This is a genomic window from Pseudomonas sp. PDM32, assembly GCF_019219225.1.
In the GTDB taxonomy this organism is placed as follows: domain Bacteria; phylum Pseudomonadota; class Gammaproteobacteria; order Pseudomonadales; family Pseudomonadaceae; genus Aquipseudomonas; species Aquipseudomonas laurylsulfatiphila.
In genome coordinates this window covers 1-19838 of record NZ_JAHUWE010000019.1, presented here as the reverse complement: position 1 = coordinate 19838, position 19838 = coordinate 1, and the positions used below count along the sequence as shown (strand labels likewise).

Genomic DNA, 19838 nt, shown 5'->3' with positions numbered 1-19838 from the left:
TTGCTTTCCTGTAGGAGCTGCCGCAGGCTGCGATCTTTTGATCTTGTTTTTAAAAATCAAAATCAAAAGATCGCAGCCTGCGGCAGCTCCTACAGGTTGGATGCGGGAATGACTTCCAGGACGCGGATCAGCTCCGGTGTCGGGTAATGCCAGCGCACATCCAGATCCCAGAACTGCGCACCGTATTCCCGCTCGGGTGCAGGTATTTGATAGGCCGGGCGGGGATCCTGTGCCAGGCATTGCTCGATCAACTCAACCAAAGGCTCATCAAGGCGCCGGGCATGCTCGTGAGCCTGCAGCAGCGCTGAGTCCGTCCACTGCACGGGAATCAGCTGCGGCGCAGCGCTGGCGATGCTGTTGGCGGCTGTATCGACGATGTCGGCGTAGGGCACGTAGGGCTTGATATCGAGAATCGGTGTGCCATCCAGCAGATCGATGCCTGAGATCCACAGACGGTTGACTTCGACCCTGTCCAGTTTCACCACTGATTGCCCGATGCCATTGGGGCGGTGGGTGGCACGGGTGGCGAACACGCCCATGGATTTGTTGCCGCCGAGACGAGGAGGGCGGACCTTCAGGCGAGGCTTTTCCTCCAGGGCCTGGTGGAACAGGAACAGCAGCCACACGTGGCTGACCTGCTCCAGGCCCTGCACCGCGTCCCCTTGATCGAACGGAGCCACCAGTTCCAGTACCCCACGGGCGGCCGGGGCCAGTTGTGGCTGGCGCGGAATGGCAAACTTCTCCTTGAAGCAGGAGCGTACGAAGCCGATGGGGGAAACGCTGTAGGTCATGGTTTGAGGTCGAGGCGGAGTCAGACCGGGATGATGCCTTAAAGATCAAAAGATCGCAGCCTTCGGCAGCTCCTACAGAGGAATTCGTTCGGCGTAGGAGCTGCCGCAGGCTGCGATCTTTTAAAGGCTGAACCCGCCATCTAGCGCAATGATGTTCCCGGTCATATAGGCCCCCGCGGTGCTCGCCAGACTGATCGCCAGCGCCGCCATCTCTTCCTCGCGGCCCCAACGCTTCATGGGAATCAGTGCCGTATCCTCAGCCAGTGCCTGTTCATCATCGCCAATGTGCCGGGTCATCTTGCTCGGAAAACGACCCGGTGCGATCACATTGACATTGATGTGCTGGCTCACCAGTTCGCGCGCCAGAATCCTCGACAGTTGATGCAGCGCCGCCTTGCTCGGCCCGTAGGCATACGCCTGTTCGCCGAACGATGAAATCCCGGCCACCGAACCAATGTTGATGATCCGCGCGGGATTCTGCGCTGAACCGGCCTTGCGCAGCAGGGGCAGGAATTGCTGGATACAGTTGAATACCGATGTCACGTTGAGCTGCATGACTTTTTCCCAGCCCTTGATCGGGTAGCTCTCCAGTGGTGCACCCCAGGTGGTGCCGGCATTGTTCACCAGGATGTCCAGTTGGGAAATCTGCTCCCCCAGGCGTGTGGCCAGTTGCAGGACGCCCTCTTCGGTGGCGAGGTTGGCAACCATGGCGTGGCAGTGTCCAAGCGCGCCGAGTTCGTCGGCGGTTTGCCGGCAGGCTTCGGCGTCGCGGGCGCAGACGTACACGGTGGCGCCTGCTTCGACGTAGGCCTTGGCGATCATCCTGCCGATACCACGGGTGCCGCCTGTCACCAGGGCGGTGCGGCCTTGCAGGGAGAAGTAGGGATGCATGGCGAATCCTGAGAGCTGAGGGTCTTGATACCCTAGTCGTCAGCCGTTCGAAACGGAGCCACTATTTTTGCGCGGAATGAATGGCCATATGGCCAAGCCCTGAACCACCTGTGTAGGAGCTGCCGCAGGCTGCGATCTTTTGATCTTGATTTTTAAAAGCAAGATCAAAAGATCGCAGCCTGCGGCAGCTCCTACAGGGGGGCGGTGGTTTATTGGGGGCGAACGCGCAGGGTCAGGCCCTTGAGGAAGTTGCGCAGCAACTGGTCGCCGCACGGGCGATAGTTGGTGTGGCCGAACTTGCGGAACAGCGCGCTCAGCTCAGGCTTGGACACCGGGAACTCGGCGGCCTTGAGGATCGCGTGCATGTCGTCTTCTTTCAGCTCGAATGCGACCCGCAGCTTTTTCAGGATGATGTTGTTGGTCACCGGCACTTCGATCGGCTGCGGCGGACGGCTTTCGTCCTTGCCGCGCTTGAAGATCACCAGGCCGTCGAGGAAATGTGCCATGACTTCGTCCGGGCAGCGCACGAAGCCTTCTTCGTCTTCCTCTTTCTTGTCGAGATAGGTCACCAGGTCTGCCAGGGTCACGTCCAGGCCGCCGAGCTTGATGATCTCGATGACTTTCTTGTCGCTGATGTCGAGCATGTAGCGCACGCTGCGCAGTACGTCGTTATGAATCATGTGTGCAGTCCTGATAATTCAGCTATGGGTGCCGCCGAAAACAGCAGCACCGAAAAGTGTGGCGGCGCGGATAGCCTTAGAACTTCTCTTTGCCGGACAAGTAGCGCCATTGCCCCACGGGCACTTTGCCGATGGACACGCCGCCGATGCGGATACGACGGATGGCGACGACCTTCAGGCCGACGGCCTGGCACAGCAGGGCGATGATGCCCGGTTGCGGGTTCTTCATGGCAAAGCGCAGGCGGTTTTCGTTCTGCCAGCTGGCCTTGACCGCCGGCAACTCCTTGCCCTTGTAGGTCAGGCCATGGTTCAGACGGTTGAGGCCGTGAGCCACCATCTCGCCTTCAACCTCGACCACATACTCTTGCTCGATCTTGCTGGAGTCAGCGGTGAGCTTGCGCAGGATTTTCCAGTCCTGGGTGAACACCAGCAGCCCGCTGGCGTTGGCCTGCAGGTCGGTGCTGGCGGTCAGGCGCAGGAAATGCCCGCGCAACGGACGCTTGCCGTAGCGGTGTTCTTCGCTCAGGGTCTCGGCGCCGAGGGTGGCCATGGCGGTGTCTGCGTCCATGCCGGCCGGCACATTGAGCAACAGGGTCACCGGTTCCGGCGCGGTGGCCTTGGCTTCTGGATCAAGCTCGACTTTCTGGGTGTCGACCTTGAATTGCGGCTCGTCGATGACCACGCCGTCGACGGTGACCCAGCCGCCCTCGATGAACAGCTCAGCCTCCCGACGGGAACAGCCGACGAGTTCGATGAGGCGTTTGGAGAGACGAATCGGGTCAGTCATGTCAGGGCCGTAACAAAAAGGGGGTGGGCATTGTACCTGCCTGGCGCCGGTTAATCCCGGTTCCATTTGCAGGAGCTGCCGAAGGCTGCGATTTTTTGATCTTGAAAGCAAAGATCGCAGCCTTCGGCAGCTCCTACAGTTGTCCGTGTTGTGTCAGGCATGTCGGGAGTGTTGCTGGTTTTGACGCATACGCATGTGCAGCAACGGATACGGCTGGCCCATGCCATCGACTTCCGAGCGACCGATGACCTCGAAACCCTGCTTGAAGTAAAAGCCGAGGGCTTGCGGGTTCTGTTCGTTGACGTCCAGCTCATCGGCGTTCAGGTGTTCCAGGGCATAACGCAACAATTTTTTGCCCAGGCCCTGGCCGCGATGGTCGGGGTCGATGAAGAGCATTTCGATCTTGCCTGCCGCGACGCCGGCGAATCCGGTGATGCGCTGGCTCGAATCCTTGGTGCAGATCAGCATCACCGAGTCGAGGTAGCGGGTCAGCACCAGGTTTTTCAGCAGTTCGATGTAGCTGTCCGGCAGAAAGTCGTGGGTGGCGCGCACCGAGGCCTCCCAGACCCGGGTCAATTCTTCGTAGTCGCCGAGTTTCGGCGTGTGGATGACCGAATGCTGACGCATGCCCGTCTGCCTCTTTTGCAGTGGTTGATAGGAATCCTTCCATGTGCAAACGATAGCCGTAAAAAAGCCCCGCATCTCGTCAAGAGAGCGGGGCTTTTTGTATTTTTTGCGTTTAGATCTGTTCAGCCCACAGGTCGTATTCGTCGGCGTCGGTCACTTTGCACCAGACCTTGTCGCCCGGCTTGAGGTTGCTGCCGTTGTCGATGAATACGTTGCCGTCGATCTCCGGGGCGTCGAAGAAGCAGCGGCCCACGGCGCCTTGCTCGTCGACTTCATCGACCAGCACTTCGATCTCGCGGCCGATGCGCATTTGCAGGCGCGCCGAGCTGATGGCCTGCTGGTGCGCCATGAAGCGCTCCCAGCGGTCCTGCTTGACGTCGTCCGGAACGACTTCCAGGTCCAGGTCATTGGCCGGTGCGCCTTCTACCGGCGAGTACTGGAAGCAGCCGACGCGGTCGAGCTGGGCTTCGGTCAGCCAGTTCAGCAGGTACTGGAAGTCCTCTTCGGTTTCGCCCGGGAAGCCGACGATGAAGGTCGAACGGATGATCAGGTCCGGGCAGATTTCGCGCCAGTTCTTGATGCGTGCCAGGGTCTTGTCTTCGAAGGCCGGGCGTTTCATCGACTTCAGCACTTTCGGGCTGGCGTGCTGGAACGGGATGTCCAGGTACGGCAGGATCTTGCCGGCGGCCATCAGCGGGATCAGCTCGTCAACGTGGGGGTAGGGGTAAACGTAGTGCAGGCGAACCCAGACGCCGAGGGTGCTCAGGGCTTCGCAGAGTTCGGTCATGCGGGTTTTCACCGGCGCGCCGTTCCAGAAACCGGTGCGGTATTTCACGTCGACGCCGTAGGCGCTGGTGTCCTGGGAGATCACCAACAGTTCCTTGACGCCGGACTTGACCAGGCGCTGGGCCTCGTCGAGCACGTCGCCCACCGGACGGCTGACCAGTTTGCCGCGCATCGACGGGATGATGCAGAAGCTGCAGCTGTGGTTGCAGCCTTCGGAAATCTTCAGGTAGGCGTAGTGGCGCGGAGTCAGCTTGATGCCTTGTGGCGGCACCAGGTCGATCAGCGGGTTGTGGTCCTGGCGTGGCGGCACGACTTCGTGCACGGCGTTGACCACTTGCTCGTACTGCTGCGGACCGGTCACGGCCAGCACGCTCGGGTGTACGTCGCGAATGTTGCCTTCTTCGACGCCCATGCAGCCGGTCACGATGACCTTGCCGTTTTCCTTGATGGCTTCGCCGATCACTTCCAGGGACTCGGCCTTGGCCGAATCGATGAAGCCGCAGGTGTTGACCACCACGACATCGGCGTCCTGGTAAGTGGAGACAACGTCATAGCCTTCCATGCGCAGCTGGGTAAGGATGCGCTCGGAGTCGACCAGTGCTTTGGGGCAGCCCAGGGATACGAAGCCAACCTTTGGATTGGCTGACGCAGGAGTGGTGGACATGTCTAACCTCGGTATTTTGTGACGCCTCGTGCCGAGTGCGGCAAGACGACGGACGGGCGCTTATTTGGCGCCTCTGGTCAAAAAGTGCGCAATTCTAGCGATGGTAAGCCCACTTGACCAGCTTTATGCAGGGAAATACGACGAGTGCTGCGCTATGCTTCGCGCCGTTACGCTTTACTGGTTTTTTACAGTCAACAAAACGTCTGTAACCTGAAGTAAAACAGCGCATGCTGCACGACAAAGCATAGTGCTTCTTTCAAAGAAGCCCGGGTCTGAGAAGTAGGAGTGGTGGATGGGTCAGGCAAGTAGTCAGGCTGCCGGTGCAGAGCATTCGGCGGTGAAGCCGATCGGTATGCTGGTCGCGGCAGTCGGGGTGGTTTATGGCGATATCGGCACCAGTCCGTTGTACACCCTCAAGGAAGTGTTTTCCGGAGGCTATGGCGTGCCGGTCAACCATGACGGGGTGCTGGGGATTTTGGCACTCATTTTCTGGTCGCTGATCTGGGTCGTGTCGATCAAGTACATGATGTTCGTCCTGCGCGCTGACAACCAGGGCGAAGGCGGGATCATGGCCCTGACCGCACTGGCCCGGCGGGCGGCGGCGGGCCACGCGAAGTTGCGCACACTGTTGGTGGTTTGCGGACTGATCGGTGCGGCGCTGTTCTATGGCGACAGCATGATTACCCCGGCGATTTCCGTGCTTTCGGCGATTGAAGGCCTGGGGCTGGCATTCGAAGGCATCGACCATTGGGTGGTGCCATTGTCGCTGGTGGTGCTGGTCGCGCTGTTTCTGATCCAGAGTCACGGGACCGCGCGCATCGGCATTCTGTTCGGGCCGATCATGGTCACCTGGTTCCTGGTGCTGGGAGCACTGGGCGTCTATGGCATCAGCCAGCATCCGGAAGTCCTGGAAGCGATGAACCCGGTGTGGGGCGTGCGTTTCTTCATGGTGCATCCGGGCATGGGCCTGTCGATTCTCGGTGCCGTGGTGCTCGCACTGACCGGTGCCGAAGCACTGTACGCGGACATGGGCCACTTCGGTCGCAAGCCGATCGCTCGTGCCTGGTTCATCCTCGTGCTGCCGGCGCTGGTGCTGAACTACTTCGGCCAGGGCGCACTCCTGCTGGGCGATCCGGAAGCTGCCCGTAACCCGTTCTACCTGTTGGCACCGAGCTGGGCATTGATCCCGCTGGTCGGCCTGTCGACCCTGGCCACGGTGATTGCCTCGCAAGCGGTGATTTCCGGTGCGTTCTCCCTGACCCGTCAGGCGATCCAGCTCGGTTACATTCCGCGCATGCATATCCAGCACACGTCCAGTGCCGAACAGGGCCAGATCTACATCGGTGCGGTGAACTGGGCGTTGATGGTCGGCGTGGTGCTGTTGGTGCTGGGTTTCGAATCCTCCGGTGCCCTGGCCTCGGCCTACGGTGTGGCCGTGACCGGGACCATGCTGATGACCAGTATCCTGGTGTCCGCGGTGATCCTGTTGCTATGGAAGTGGCCACCGGTACTTGTGGTGCCGATCCTGTTGGGTTTCCTCTTGGTAGACGGTGTGTACTTCGCCGCCAACGTGCCGAAAATCGTTCAGGGCGGTGCATTCCCGGTCATCGCCGGTTTCGCGCTGTTTGTGCTGATGACCACCTGGAAGCGCGGCAAGCAGTTGCTGGTCGAGCGCATCGATGAAGGTGGTTTGCCGCTGCCGATCTTTATCAGCAGTATCGCGGTACAACCACCCCATCGCGTTCAGGGTACTGCCGTGTTCCTCACGGCGCGGCCGGATGCTGTACCCCACGCGCTGTTGCACAACCTGCTGCATAACCAGGTGCTGCATGAGCAAGTGGTACTGCTGACGGTGGTGTACGAAGACATCCCGCGGGTACCGCCGACGCGGCGCTTCGAGGTGGATTCCTATGGCGAAGGTTTCTTCCGGGTGATCCTGCACTTCGGCTTCACCGACGAGCCGGACGTACCGAAGGCGCTGAAGCTATGTCACCTCGATGAACTGGACTTCAGCCCGATGCGCACCACGTACTTCCTCAGTCGCGAGACGGTCATTGCTTCCAAGCTCGAAGGCATGTCTCGTTGGCGTGAGGCGCTGTTTGCGTTCATGTTGCAGAACGCCAATGGCAATTTGCGATTCTTCAATCTGCCGCTGAACCGGGTGATTGAGTTGGGTACTCAGGTCGAGATGTAAGCCTCATCAAAAAAAAGCCCCCGTTGCCATTGTGGTAGCGGGGGCTTTTTTGTGGGCGAGTGCAAAACTGGAAGGCCATGAAGGTCCAGTGTGGGAGCGGGATTGCTCGCGAAGACGGTGGGTCAGATACATCTTTGGCGCCTGACCCACCGCTTTCGCGAGCAAGCCCGCTCCCACAGGGGAGCTGTGGTGTTCCGGAATGAGAAAGCCCCCGGAACCGTAAGGCAGCGGGGGCTTTTTGCAGGCTGTCAGATCACTCTGCAGCCGCCGTTTCCTTCGGCTGGCGCTTCTCGATCACCTCCACCAGACGCTTGGCCAGCGCCGGGTAGTTCTCGTCGAAGTGGTGGCCACCAGGCAGTTTGATGGCTTCGCCTACCGCCGTCTTGTCGGTGCAGCCACTCTCGTCGGTTTCTTCTTCACCGTAGATGCACACCACTTTGGCGGCTGGCAGCTTGGCCATTTCCGGGCCGGTGGCGGCTTCCTTGCCGGCGTTGCCGAGCCAGCCTTCGACTTCGATCTCGAAGCTGCCGGTGCGGGCGAAGGCCAGCAGGATGATCGCGTCGACGCGCTGCTGTTCCGATTCGGCCAAGCGGTTATAGATCGCCGGCAGAACGTCGGCACCAAACGAGTAACCGGTCAGGATGAAGCGCTTGGTGCCCCATTTCTGCCGGTAGTGCTGCATCAGTTCGGCCAGGTCCAGCGCGCTTTGCTCGGGGCTCTTGTGCTGCCAGTAGTAGCGCAGGGTATCGATGCCCACCACCGGGTAGCCGATCTTGGCCATCTCGCCCGCCACGTCGCGGTCGAGGTCGCGCCAGCCGCCGTCACCGGACAGGAACAGGGTCACGGTGTCCCTGGCCTGGCCGGCTGGCACTTCGACCACCGGAATCTGCAGGCCGCCAGCGGCTTTGTCGCCGCCGACGAGGATCTTGCGCAGTTCGTTGTTCAGCACTTGCGGCAGGTTGATGTCGTAGTCGCTGATGCTGGTTTCGGCGTTCGGTTGATCACGCACGAAGCCGGCGCTGGTGTCGTCCGGGTTGTCGTTCCACGCTGCCAGCCAGTGGCCGTGGGCCGCGCTTTTGGGCAGCAGGTGAGTGCAGCCACCCTTTTCCAGGGCCAGGTCGACCGAGACGGCGTAAGCCTTGTCGTCCTTTTGCTCGGATAACCAGCGCCAGGCCAGCACGGCACCCGGGCCGATGCCGCTGACCAGGGTCGCCGGGCCTTTGAGTTCCCTCAGGCCCGATTGCAGGGCGCGGCTTTGCAGCAGGCAGTCCTTGGGCAGGATCACCTGGACAATCTGCGCCGAGCCACTGCGGCTAAGGGTCATCAATTGCTTGTCGCTGAGTTTCTGGTCTTCGTTGACCGCCACCAGCACCTGGGCGCGTGGTGTGGTGCCGGGGATGACGCGGGTCATCGCCGCACCGTCGGCCGGGGTCAGGGATTCGAGGGTCGGTTCCGGTGCCGGGCGTTTCAGGTACCAGAAACCGCCAGCGAGAATCAGGGCCACTATCACCAGTGTGCCCAAAACATACCGCAAGGAGCGTTGAATCATCAGCGTTTCACCAATCCGGTCAAGCCGCCCGCGATCAGGGCGGCAGTGTCGGCCAGCGCAACCAGCGGATCGAGTCCGGCGGGCACGGCCATATAACGGGGTTCCCAATCAGGCTGGAACTTGTCTTTGAAGCGGCGCAAGCCCTGGAAGTTGTACAGCTGCTCACCACGGCGGAATACCATCGAGCCCAGGCGCTGGGTCAATGGCGCGCCGCGACGGGGTTGCAACCCCGACAACGGCACCATGCCCAGGCTGAAACGCGCGTATCCATGGTTTTTATAATGTTGTATCAGGCCGACCATCATGAATTCCATGGTCAGCTTCGGGGCGTCCGGGTGCGCGCGCATCAGGTCAAGGCTGGCCAGGTCGTGGCTGTAAGTCTCGAGCAAGTTGGCGAACGCCACCGGGCGTCCTTCGAAACGAATCACCGCGATGCGGAAATACTTCAGGTAGTCATCGCTGAAACGGCCCAGCGAAAAACCTTTCTCGCGGACGTTCTTGCCGGTCAGCCAGGCATCGGAAATCACCTTGAGTTCATCCATCGGCGCCTGGCCTGGCTCGAAGATCTCCAGCGAAAGACCGTCACGGGTGCCACGGTTCCAGGTATAGCGCAGGTCCTTCATCTCTTTGCCCTTGGCTTCGAGATCAAAACGCTTGAGATCGACCCGGGCTTCTTCGCCGAGCTTGATCGCGGTCAGGCCGATGTCCATGTAGTACGGCAGGTTTTCCGCGCGTACCTGATAGAACACGGGGCGGGCGTGGTGGATGTCGCACAGGTCGCGGAACTGCCAGATCATTTCCGCCCGTTGCTGGCCCGGGCCGATCGGGTCATACAGCGCCACCAGGCTGCGGCCGCGACGGGCGTACATCAGGAATGCCTCGTCGTTGGGGTGGAACAGCAGCGCCTTGTCACCGGTCAGGGCCAGGCCGCCATCGGGTTGCGCGGAGGCCATGAGGATCTTGCTGGCGCGCTCCAGCTCCTCGGGTGTCGGCAGGTGAATGACCGGGCGTGCGGTGCGCAGCAACCAGGTCAGCGACACGACGACCAGCAGCACGGCAGCCCCGAGCAGCGAACGCAGGCCGCGAGGGGCATCGGCGTCCAGAGTGAATTGCCACCAGAGTTGATGACTGTACGGAACGTCCTGATAGGCGAACAGCAGCAACCAGATCGACGCCCCGAGCACGCACAGGCTGGCCACCAGGTACAGCGGCGAGAACGGTACTTCGGTCAGGCGGCTGGGGCGGTAGAACGAGCGGCGGAATACCCCGAGCAGGCTCGCCGTCAGCACCATCAGGCTGGCTTCTTCCCAGTCGAAACCCTTGAGCAGTGAGAGCAGGGCGCCGACCAGCAACAGGATGGTGGTCAGCATCCACGCGGCCGACAACCGGCGGCGCAGGCCCTGGGCCAGCAACAGGCACAGCACGCCGACCAGGCTGGCGCCAAAGTGCGAAGCATCGACCAGTCGATGGGGGATCAGAAAACCGATGTGTTCCAGGCGGGTGTCGATTTCCGGGGTGGCGCCGGAGAACAGCAGGACAACACCGGATAGAAACACCAGTACCGCCAGTATCGGCGCCGCCAGGCCCGAGGCCGCGCGCAATGTCTGGCGAGTCTGGAACAGGCGCTGACCTTCGTTGACCAGCAACAGCAGGCAGGCCACCAGTAAAGGCAGGACCACGTAGATCAAGCGGTAGAGCAGCAGGGCGGCCGCCAGCGGCGCAGCACCCAGTGTGTCGGAAAAGGCTGCCAGCAAGATCGCCTCGAACACCCCGACACCGCCCGGCACATGACTGAGCACGCCAGCGGCCAGCGCCAACAGGTAAACCAGAAGAAACGCACCGAAGGGTGGCGTTTCCGGCAGCAGCAGATAGAGCACCGTTGCGGCGGCGGCAACGTCCAGGGCGGTGATGATCAGTTGCAGGAACGTCAGGCGAGTCCCGGGGAGGCGCAGGGTGCGGCGCCCGATCCTGACCAGCAGGTTGTCCGGGTAAGGCTGTTCCGGCAACCGGCGACGGTAGATACCGATGGCCAGCACCGAAAACAGCACGAGCACGGCGCTCGCCACTATGCCAAGCAATGTCTCGGAGATTCCCAGGGCGGTGGCGGCGGCAGGCAGGTCGCTGAGCGTCGCCAGGGCGGCCAGCGGCGGCAGGGCGCAACCCAGCGAGAGGCTGGCAAACAGCGTCATGCGCGCGACTTCAGCTGCTCCCAGGCCATGACGGGCATAGAGGCGATAACGCACCGAGCCGCCCGACAACATTGAAAGGCCGATGGCGTTGCCGATGGCAAAGGCCGTGAAACCGCCCAGTGCCAGCGTGCGCGGTGCTAGGTGCACATCGGCATAGCGGCTGGCCGACCATTCGTAGCCGAGCAGAATGATGAAGCCCACCACGGTTGCGCCCAGGGCGCCCAACAAGGCAGGTTTTGGAACTTCGAGGATCGAGTCGTGCAGCGCGTAAAGGTCGAGTTCGCTCAGCAGGTGGCGACAGGCAATCAACGCGATCGCGAACAACAGCAGGGTGACCGCCAGGCCAATGGGTTGACGGTATTTGCTCAATCGATCAAGCAGGCGCAAACGCTCAGCCTTGATCGGTTGTGTCGCTGTGACAGTGTCTTGTGAATCAGACGAGTTGGCGCGCATCAATCACCTCTTGGATTGTGCGCGACAGGATGGGGGTATCCAGCCAAGTTACCAATCCCTGTAGAAAAAAATAATCACAAATATTAACGCCTATCACCGGGCGGCGGAGACGGCGCGACATCAGTCGTGAGGGCTTCAGCCTGCAATAGAGCATAGTCTGAACCCGGCGCATGGGTGGCCCCAAACGGCTTGCTGCACAGTGACAGATCATTGTTGCGAAAGGACTTTTTCAACAGATACAAAAAAGGCCACTCTTTCGAGTAGCCTTTTTTGATGTTTGGTTGCGGGAGCCGGATTTGAACCGACGACCTTCGGGTTATGAGCCCGACGAGCTACCAGACTGCTCCATCCCGCGTCTGTGTGGCGGCATTCTATAGAGAATCGTCAGGGTGTCAACCGTTAATCCCGAACCAGGTCAAATAAACGTTAAAGCGCGGCAAACGGTCGCAGCCTTCGCCTAAGTTTCGGAATCAGAACGATTTCTGCTGACTGCTCGGGCCAGCAGGGATGGCGAGTTTCGCTGCCGGCGTTACAAAACAGGCACGCACAAAAAAGGCCACTCTTTCGAGTAGCCTTTTTTGATGTTTGGTTGCGGGAGCCGGATTTGAACCGACGACCTTCGGGTTATGAGCCCGACGAGCTACCAGACTGCTCCATCCCGCGTCTGTGTGTCGGCATTCTATAGAGATACGCTGGGGTGTCAACCTGCAATTCAGATAAAACCTGTTCATCTTCAATCGGTTAGCTTGCCGATGGGTGGGTTGGTCAGCCTGTGAGGCAGGCGGGGCAAGGCCTGCGGCTCTATCGGGAGTGTTTTTCTGATTGAAAAAATAAATTTACCAACGACATTTCCCACGCCTCGAAAAGAACATTCAGACTACTGGTGCTATATACAGGTGTCGGTGAGATACTGGATGTCCGTCACACCAATACGCCTTTTCCTTGCCATGAACTCTGCTTTGCCATGACTCAGCGAAAGATCATCCACGTCGACTGTGACTGTTTCTACGCCGCCATTGAGATGCGTGATGACCCGCGTCTGGCCGGCAAGCCATTGGCGGTGGGCGGGTCGGCGGACCGGCGCGGGGTGATCGCCACCTGCAATTATGAGGCGCGGGCGTACGGGGTGCGTTCGGCGATGTCTTCAGGGCATGCCTTGAAGCTGTGCCCGGACCTGACCATCGTCAAGCCACGCATGGATGCCTATCGAGAAGCGTCCAGGGAAATCCACACGATCTTTCGCGATTACACCGAGATCATCGAACCGCTCTCGCTCGATGAGGCCTACCTTGATGTGTCGGACAGCGCGCATTTCGCTGGCAGTGCAACGCGAATTGCCCAGGACATCCGGCGCCGGGTCTCCAATCAGCTGCACATCACCGTGTCGGCGGGCGTGGCGCCGAACAAGTTTCTGGCCAAGATCGCCAGTGACTGGAAAAAGCCCAACGGACTGTTCGTCATCACGCCGGATCAGGTCGAGGGCTTTGTCAGTGGCTTGCCGGTGAGCAAGCTGCACGGGGTCGGCAAAGTCACTGCCGACAAGCTTGGCAAGCTGGGTATCACGGATTGCCTGCAATTGCGCGAATGGGACAAGTTGGCGCTGGTGCGTGAGTTCGGCAGCTTTGGCGAACGACTCTGGAGTCTGGCTCGTGGGATTGATGAGCGTGTGGTGCACAACGACAGTCGTCGTCAGTCAATCAGTGTCGAAAATACCTACGACGTAGACCTGCCGGACCTGAAGAGTTGTCTGGATAAGTTGCCCGAGCTGCTGGAGACCCTGGCCGGTCGCATGGCGCGAATCGACAGCAGTTATCGTCCGGGCAAGCCATTCGTCAAAGTGAAATTTCACGATTTCACCCAGACGACATTGGAGCAGGCCGGGGCAGGGCGAGATCTGGGAAGTTATCAATTGATGCTGACCCAGGCCTTCAATCGTGGCGGTAAACCAGTGCGGTTGTTGGGCGTGGGCGTGCGGCTGGAGGACTTGCGGGGCGGGTTCGAGCAGATGGAGTTGTTTGAGCGGTAGGTCTGAAGCATAAAAGATCGCAGCCTGCGGCAGCTCCTACAGAAGAATGCGATCTGTTGTAGGAGCTGCCGCAGGCTGCGATCTTTAGTTTAATTCAGCCCCGGATTCGCCACCAGCCGCTCGCCATTGCGGGCCAGCGACTTCAGGAACTCGGTCTGCAATTCCGGATCGTTGCGCGTCAGCTCGATCAGGCTCTGTTCCAGCTCACTGGCTTCTTCTTCAAGACCCAGCTCCGACAGGCGTTTGACCCGGTGGACCCATTGGCTGACTTCGTCGCCTTCGAGGTCGTCATAAATCAGCCCGTGGGCTTCATAGAGCTTGCTGCGCAAGGTGCTGCTGACGGCCAGGGTAGCATCGGTGTGCACGTTGTCCTGGGCGGCCTCAACACGAATCAGCAAGCGGCTCAGATGATTGATGTCATGTTCGGCGAACGGGTTATCCAACAGATTCAGGCGCAACACGCCGTTTTTGTCGGTAGTCAGCTCGAAGGTTTCCTTGCCGGCCTTGACCTCGACCGGGCGCTCGCTCCAGGGCAGGCTTGAGTACTCCGTGCGTTTGTCGCGCTGGACTTCATCAATACCGGCCAGGTTCTGCTGCGCTCGGCCATGGGACTGCACGTTCATGAACGGGTTGAGCCCGGCGAAACCGTAGCTCAGCCAGTCCTTGGTCACGCTGTCCGGCAGATTGCCGAGGGCGAACACATTGACCACGTTGGCACCGACACCCGCCACCACGGCCACCGCGCCCAGCGGGATTTCATAGATCTCCCGCCAGGGTTGGTACGGCGTATAGCGGTCATAGTGACGCGTGACTTCGTACTCGGTGACTTCGAAAGTCTTCTGCTCGTGGATTTTCACCCGCCGTTGCGGCAGCTCAAGCACCTTGGGCTCACCGACATCGATCTGCAGGCTGTGATCGAGCAATTTGCGCTCGACCCGTTCCTCGTGCTCGCTACGTTGTGACATGTGGTTGGCACAGCCGCTGACCAGCAGGGCGCCGCACAAGGCGGCGCCACCGAGGCCTAAGGTGTTTCGCTTGAACATGACGTCTCTATATCTGCTATCAGCGGCGGATGCGGGCCTGAAGGAAGGACAGCACGTCGGCGACCGGCAGCGCTTGTGCGTCGGCCTCGGTACGGCTCTTGTATTCCAGGTTGCCTTCGGCCAGGCCGCGGTCGCTGACCACGATCCGGTGTGGAATGCCGATCAGTTCCATGTCCGCGAACTTGATGCCCGGGCTGGTTTTCTTGTCACGGTCGTCCAGCAGCACTTCGAAGCCGGCAGCGGTCAGTTCCGCGTACAGCTTGTCGGTGGCTTCGCGAACCTGCTCGGTTTCGTAGCGCAGCGGCACCAGGGCAATCTGGAACGGCGCGAGCGTGTCGCTCCAGATGATCCCGTTTTCGTCGTTGTTCTGCTCGATGGCTGCCGCCACCACGCGGGACACGCCAATGCCGTAGCAGCCCATTTCCAGGGTGACCGGCTTGCCGTTCTCGCCCAGTACTTCGCACTTCATCGCTTTGCTGTACTTGTTGCCCAGCTGGAAGATGTGACCGACTTCGATGCCGCGCTTGATTTCCAGGGTACCTTTGCCGTCCGGGCTCGGATCACCAGCCACGACGTTGCGCAGGTCGGCAACGGTCGGAACAGGCAGGTCGCGCTCCCAGTTCACGCCGAAGTAGTGTTTGTCGTCGATGTTGGCACCGATGCCGAAGTCGCTCATCAGTTCTACCGAGCGGTCGATGATGATTGGCAGTGGCAGGTTCAGCGGGCCGAGGGAGCCGGCGCCGGCGCCAATGGCTTCGCGCAGTTCGCTTTCCGAGGCCATGACCAGAGGGCTGGCCACGCCTGGCTGGTTGGCGGCCTTGATTTCGTTCAGCTCATGGTCGCCGCGGATGATCAGGGCGATCAGCTTGCCTTTCTCTTCGGCGTGCACCACGAGGGTCTTGATGGTTTTCTCGATCGGCAGGTTGAAGCCTTCGACCAGTTGCGCAATGGTCTTGGCGTTCGGCGTGTCGACCAGGCGCAGCTGTTCGGTTGCAGCGGCGCGCGAGGTTTCCCGTGGCACGGCTTCGGCTTTCTCGATGTTCGCGGCGTAGTCGGAGCCGTTGCTGAAGACGATGTCGTCTTCACCGGACTCAGCCAGCACGTGGAACTCGTGGGAACCTGCGCCGCCTATGGAGCCGTTGTCGGCTTCAACAGGGCGGAACTTCAGGCCCAGACGGGTGAACACGTTGCAGTAGGCCTGGTGCATGCGATCGTAGGTGACCTGCAGCGAAGGCTGGTCAGCGTGGAACGAGTAGGCGTCCTTCATGATGAATTCGCGGCCGCGCATCAAGCCGAAGCGTGGGCGGATTTCGTCACGGAATTTGGTCTGGATCTGGTACAGGTTGATCGGCAGCTGCTTGTAGCTGCTCAACTCGTTGCGCATCAGATCGGTGATGACTTCTTCGTGGGTCGGGCCGGCGCAGAAGTCGCGGCCGTGGCGATCCTTGAAGCGCAGCAATTCAGGGCCGTACTCTTCCCAGCGCCCGGATTCCTGCCACAGCTCGGCCGGTTGCGTGCTCGGCATCAACACTTCGAGAGAGCCGGCGGCGTTCATTTCTTCACGAACGACGGCTTCGACCTTGCGCATTACCCGCAAGCCCATCGGCAGCCAGGTGTACAGGCCCGAGGCAAGCTTGCGGATCATGCCGGCGCGCAGCATCAGCTGGTGGCTGATCACGACCGCGTCGGAAGGCGTTTCTTTTTGTGTGGCGAGCAAAAATTGACTGGTGCGCATGGTTGGCCGTTATCGATTGCTGATGACGAGAAATGACGGAGCATTGTACGGGCGAGATCCGCTGGCGTACAGGCGTGCGGTCGGTGGTGTGGCAGGAGGGCGCGATTCACTCGGCCCTCTGCGATTATTCCTGCGTAAAAAACCTACGATTCTTCGGCAACCGGCGTCTGCAGCGGTTCCGGGGTGGGTGTCGGACCTGCGCGGCGGTTCTCCTGGAACCAGTGCAGGGCGATCAGCAGCAGGGTCGGGACGCCCAGCAGGGCGGTAATCAGGAAGAAATCGTGATAACCGAACTTCTCCACCATGACCCCTGAGTAGCCGCCGATCAGGCGCGGCAGCAACAGCATGATCGAGCTGAGCAGGGCGTACTGGGTGGCGGAGAACTTGAGGTTGGTCAGGCTCGACAGGTAGGCCACGAAGGCCGAGGTAGCCAGACCTGAACTGAAGTTGTCCAGGGATATGGTCAGTACCAGCATGTTCAGGTTGGGACCCATGTCGGCGAGCATCAGGAACAGGATGTTGGTCGCCGCGGATGCGAGGCCGCCGATGAACAGGATCGGCAGGATGCCGAAACGCACGATCAGCAAGCCGCCCATGCCGGCGCCGACCAGGGTCATGATCAGGCCGAAGATTTTGCTCACGCTGGCGATCTGGTCCTTGGTGAAGCCCTGGTCAATGTAGAACACGTTGGCCATCACACCCATGACCGTATCGGACATCCGATAGGTGGCGATCAGGCCGAGCAACAACAGCGCTTGCCAGCGGTATCGCAGGATGAAGTCGTTGACCGGCGTCAGCACCGGCGCCAGGCCGCGACGGCCCATGGCCGAGAGGCACAGGGCGGTCAGCGTGATGTAGAGGATGGCCCGCAGGAATGCGCGGTCGTCGAGCAGCAGGTCGAGCAGGCTCACGCCTTCGAACAGTACGCTGGCGAAGTCGGTGTTGTAGAGCTGGGTGAACATGGCGGGCACGGACACCAGCAAAATGATCAGCACGAACACCGAGGCCAGCTGATGCATGAAGCTGTAGCGCCCGGCCTGCAGTTGCGTGCGCAACGGCACGGGTGGTTCGCGCATGAACAGGGATGTCAGCAGTGCCGGGACCATCAGCGCGCCGAACAGGATGTAAGTGCCGGCCCAGGCCGAATGCTTGTAGTTGAAGCCGGTGGAGCCAAAGCCTTCGGCGAAGTACAGCGCGCCTGCGGTCGCCAGCAGCGCAGCGACCCGGTAACCGGACATGTAGCTGGCGGCCAGGGCGGCCTGGCGATTGTCTTCGGCGATTTCCAGGCGATAGGCGTCTACTGCAATGTCTTGCGTCGCTGATGCGAAAGCGACGACCACGGCAATGGCGATCAGCCAGGACAGATGCTTTTGCGGGTCGCAGAAACCCATCCCGATCAGGCCCAGGATGACCAGTGCCTGGGACAATACGAGCCAGGATCGTCGTCGGCCGAGTTTGCCGAGCAATGGCAGTCGCCATTGGTCGAGCAAGGGCGACCAGACCCATTTGAAGGCATAGGCCAGGCCGATCAGGCTTGCATAGCCAATGGTTTCACGCGCCACGCCGGCTTCACGGAGCCAGACCGAAAGTGTCGAAAACACCAGCATGTAGGGCAGGCCGGCGGCGAAGCCAAGCAGCAACAGCACGAGTGTCGAGGGGCTGGCATAAGCGGCGAGCGCGGCGCGCCAGGTTTTACGGGGCATGGGCTGGAGTCTGCCTCAAGAAATACGGAAACAAAGCGCGCACTCTAACCGCTGTGCTCTACCGGACGCCAGCCATGGCGCTGAATATCAACACGATTATTCAGGACACTGATGCCCTCCATGCGTAATCGTGCGCGCTGCTCATCGCCCGAAGGGCTGCCGACCGGCAGGCTGATACGCCCGTTTGCGCCCAGAACGCGGTGCCAGGGCAGTTTGCTGTCGCTCGGCAATTGGCTGAGCGTGCGGCCTACCCAGCGAGCGGCGCGACCCAACCCTGCAAGCTCGGCCAACTGGCCGTAGCTGACGACTTTGCCCTCGGGAACTTGCGCCAGAGTCAGGTACAGCGCCGTGCGTCGGATTTGCGCTGCGCTCTCGGGTTCATCGGTTGGATCGGTCACGTCCGTCAGTCCTGAAGAAGTCTGCTTTACCGTCTGTAGAGTAATTCCTGCACGGGCGCTTGAGAAATGAACTCAATAGAAATAGTCGGGTCAGTCCTTGTCAGGGTCTTATTCCTACGGATAATGCCGATTTTTTTCGCAATCCCGAGCGCCTGTATTTTGCTTATGTTGTCCAGATCCCTGCTATGTCTCGCTGTCCTTGGCGCCTCCACTCCCTTGCTAGCCGATACCGTGTGGTTGAAGAACGGTGACAAGCTCAGTGGCAAGATCACGCTGTTCGATGGCGGCAAGCTGCTGATCCAGACCGAGTATGCCGGTGCGGTGACGATCGACTGGAAGCAGGTCAAGACCCTGGACAGCGATCAGGAGTTGCTGGTCAAGCAGGATGCCTACACGGGCGAGAAAGCCAAGTCGCTGAAAGCGGCGGATGCCGGCAAGGTCACGCTGGCCAATGGTGAGGCACCGAAGACGGTCGAGCTGGCGAGCATTCAGCAGATACTCAAGCCAAAACCGGTGGTCGAGGATCTGGTGTGGAAAGGCAATGTCGATGTCGCGCTGGATTATCAGCGGGCGGAAAACGACACCGATGACTACGACATCGATTTCAAGACCACTGCGCGCCACGGTCGCTGGCGGCATACCGCCGAAGGCGAATACAACCGCGAGTTCCAGGACGACGTGGTGACCACGGACAACTGGCGGGCCGAGTACTCCATCGACCGGTTCCTGACCGAGCAATGGTTCTGGCAGGGGCGCCTGGTGTACAAGCGCGACAAGGTCGAAGACCTTTCCCGTCAACGCACCGTTGGTACGGGCCCTGGCTATCAGTTCTGGGATAACGAACTCGGGGCGTTCTCCCTTGGTTCGCTGGTCAACCGCACGGACTATGAGTTCGCCGATGGCAGCAAGGAAAATTTCTACGCCCTGGCCATGACGTGGGACTACAACCGCTACCTGATCGGTAAACGTGTGGAGTTCTTCACCAATGGTGAGGTCGGCAAGCCGTTGTCGGGTGTGGCTGACTACGCACTCGATGCCGAGATGGGGTTGCGCTACAAGGTGACTGACTGGGCTTCGCTGAATCTGAAGGCGGAGCGGGACATCATCAGTGGCACCGACGATGCGGATCTGGACAAGACACGCTACACCGCAGGGTTTGGCGTGACCTGGTAAGACGCTAAAAGATCGCAGCCTGCGGTGTAGTGGTTCATTTTTTTTGAACCGCTCTGTAGGAGCATTAAGCCGCCTGTTGCTCATACAGCGCAGGCGGCAAGTTGTTCGAGGCAGAGTGGCAACGACGATGGTTGTAATGGGAGATGAAG

15 protein-coding genes and 2 tRNA genes are annotated in these 19838 nt (G+C 60.4%); 3 read left to right on the top strand and 14 right to left on the bottom strand.

All coding sequences use genetic code 11. From position 1 onward, the window contains the following. Window positions 1-89 precede the first annotated feature (89 nt). From tsaA to rimO, 6 genes are all read right to left on the bottom strand, one after another. Window positions 90-791 (bottom strand): tRNA (N6-threonylcarbamoyladenosine(37)-N6)-methyltransferase TrmO, encoded by a 702-nt coding sequence (gene tsaA, locus KW846_RS28110; RefSeq protein WP_218486252.1) that lies wholly within the window; start codon window positions 789-791, stop codon window positions 90-92. A gap of 120 nt (window positions 792-911) precedes the next feature. Continuing rightward, the gene (locus KW846_RS28105) at window positions 912-1682 is read right to left on the bottom strand and encodes an SDR family oxidoreductase (RefSeq protein ID WP_218486251.1); all 771 of its coding nucleotides are present in this window, start codon (window positions 1680-1682) and stop codon (window positions 912-914) included. A gap of 209 nt (window positions 1683-1891) precedes the next feature. After that, window positions 1892-2362, bottom strand: a complete 471-nt coding sequence (locus KW846_RS28100; RefSeq protein WP_007971161.1) for a DUF1456 family protein — start codon at window positions 2360-2362, stop codon at window positions 1892-1894. Between the two features lie 76 nt (window positions 2363-2438). Continuing rightward, window positions 2439-3149, bottom strand: a complete 711-nt coding sequence (locus tag KW846_RS28095; RefSeq protein WP_007971163.1) for an rRNA pseudouridine synthase — start codon at window positions 3147-3149, stop codon at window positions 2439-2441. A gap of 153 nt (window positions 3150-3302) precedes the next feature. Further along, on the bottom strand, window positions 3303-3776 hold the full coding sequence (locus KW846_RS28090; RefSeq protein ID WP_218486250.1) for a GNAT family N-acetyltransferase: 474 nt from the start codon (window positions 3774-3776) through the stop codon (window positions 3303-3305). A gap of 112 nt (window positions 3777-3888) precedes the next feature. Then, window positions 3889-5226, bottom strand: a complete 1338-nt coding sequence (gene rimO, locus KW846_RS28085) for a 30S ribosomal protein S12 methylthiotransferase RimO (protein ID WP_007971167.1) — start codon at window positions 5224-5226, stop codon at window positions 3889-3891. Between the two features lie 292 nt (window positions 5227-5518). Here rimO and KW846_RS28080 point away from each other — a divergent pair, with 292 nt between their 5' ends. Next, window positions 5519-7420: a potassium transporter Kup gene (locus KW846_RS28080; protein ID WP_218486249.1), complete on the top strand. Its 1902-nt coding sequence runs from the start codon at window positions 5519-5521 to the stop codon at window positions 7418-7420. 253 nt (window positions 7421-7673) lie between these two features. On the opposite strand, the gene KW846_RS28075 is transcribed toward KW846_RS28080, so the two are convergent. From KW846_RS28075 to KW846_RS28060, 4 genes are all read right to left on the bottom strand, one after another. Beyond that, complete coding sequence (locus KW846_RS28075; RefSeq protein WP_218486248.1) at window positions 7674-8969, bottom strand: virulence factor family protein; 1296 nt, start codon at window positions 8967-8969, stop codon at window positions 7674-7676. Then, window positions 8969-11611, bottom strand: a complete 2643-nt coding sequence (mprF, locus tag KW846_RS28070; protein ID WP_218486247.1) for a bifunctional lysylphosphatidylglycerol flippase/synthetase MprF — start codon at window positions 11609-11611, stop codon at window positions 8969-8971. Before mprF ends, KW846_RS28075 begins: the two co-directional genes overlap by 1 nt. 278 nt (window positions 11612-11889) lie before the next feature. Then, a tRNA-Met gene (locus tag KW846_RS28065) sits at window positions 11890-11966 on the bottom strand. Between the two features lie 231 nt (window positions 11967-12197). Continuing rightward, a tRNA-Met gene (locus KW846_RS28060) sits at window positions 12198-12274 on the bottom strand. 301 nt (window positions 12275-12575) lie between these two features. On the opposite strand from KW846_RS28060, the gene dinB reads away from it, so the two are divergent. After that, window positions 12576-13637 (top strand): DNA polymerase IV, encoded by a 1062-nt coding sequence (gene dinB / locus KW846_RS28055; RefSeq protein WP_218486246.1) that lies wholly within the window; start codon window positions 12576-12578, stop codon window positions 13635-13637. An 89-nt stretch (window positions 13638-13726) separates the two neighbouring features. Here the strand turns inward: dinB and KW846_RS28050 are convergent, their stop codons facing one another. The 4 genes from KW846_RS28050 to KW846_RS28035 form a co-directional block, all read right to left on the bottom strand. After that, window positions 13727-14680, bottom strand: coding sequence for a hypothetical protein (locus tag KW846_RS28050; RefSeq protein ID WP_218486245.1), 954 nt, complete (start codon window positions 14678-14680; stop codon window positions 13727-13729). Window positions 14681-14699: 19 nt separating this feature from the next. Continuing rightward, window positions 14700-16415 carry a proline--tRNA ligase gene (locus KW846_RS28045; protein WP_116580135.1) on the bottom strand — a complete coding sequence of 572 codons (1716 nt, stop codon included), beginning with the start codon at window positions 16413-16415 and terminating at the stop codon, window positions 14700-14702. A 143-nt stretch (window positions 16416-16558) separates the two neighbouring features. After that, on the bottom strand, window positions 16559-18118 hold the full coding sequence (locus KW846_RS28040; RefSeq protein WP_218486244.1) for an AmpG family muropeptide MFS transporter: 1560 nt from the start codon (window positions 18116-18118) through the stop codon (window positions 16559-16561). A gap of 44 nt (window positions 18119-18162) precedes the next feature. Continuing rightward, entirely contained in the window at window positions 18163-18516 is a 354-nt protein-coding gene (locus KW846_RS28035; RefSeq protein WP_007971652.1) for an MGMT family protein, read from the bottom strand. Between the two features lie 165 nt (window positions 18517-18681). Here KW846_RS28035 and KW846_RS28030 point away from each other — a divergent pair, with 165 nt between their 5' ends. Continuing rightward, entirely contained in the window at window positions 18682-19689 is a 1008-nt protein-coding gene (locus KW846_RS28030) for a DUF481 domain-containing protein (protein WP_116580137.1), read from the top strand. Window positions 19690-19838: the final 149 nt, after the last annotated feature.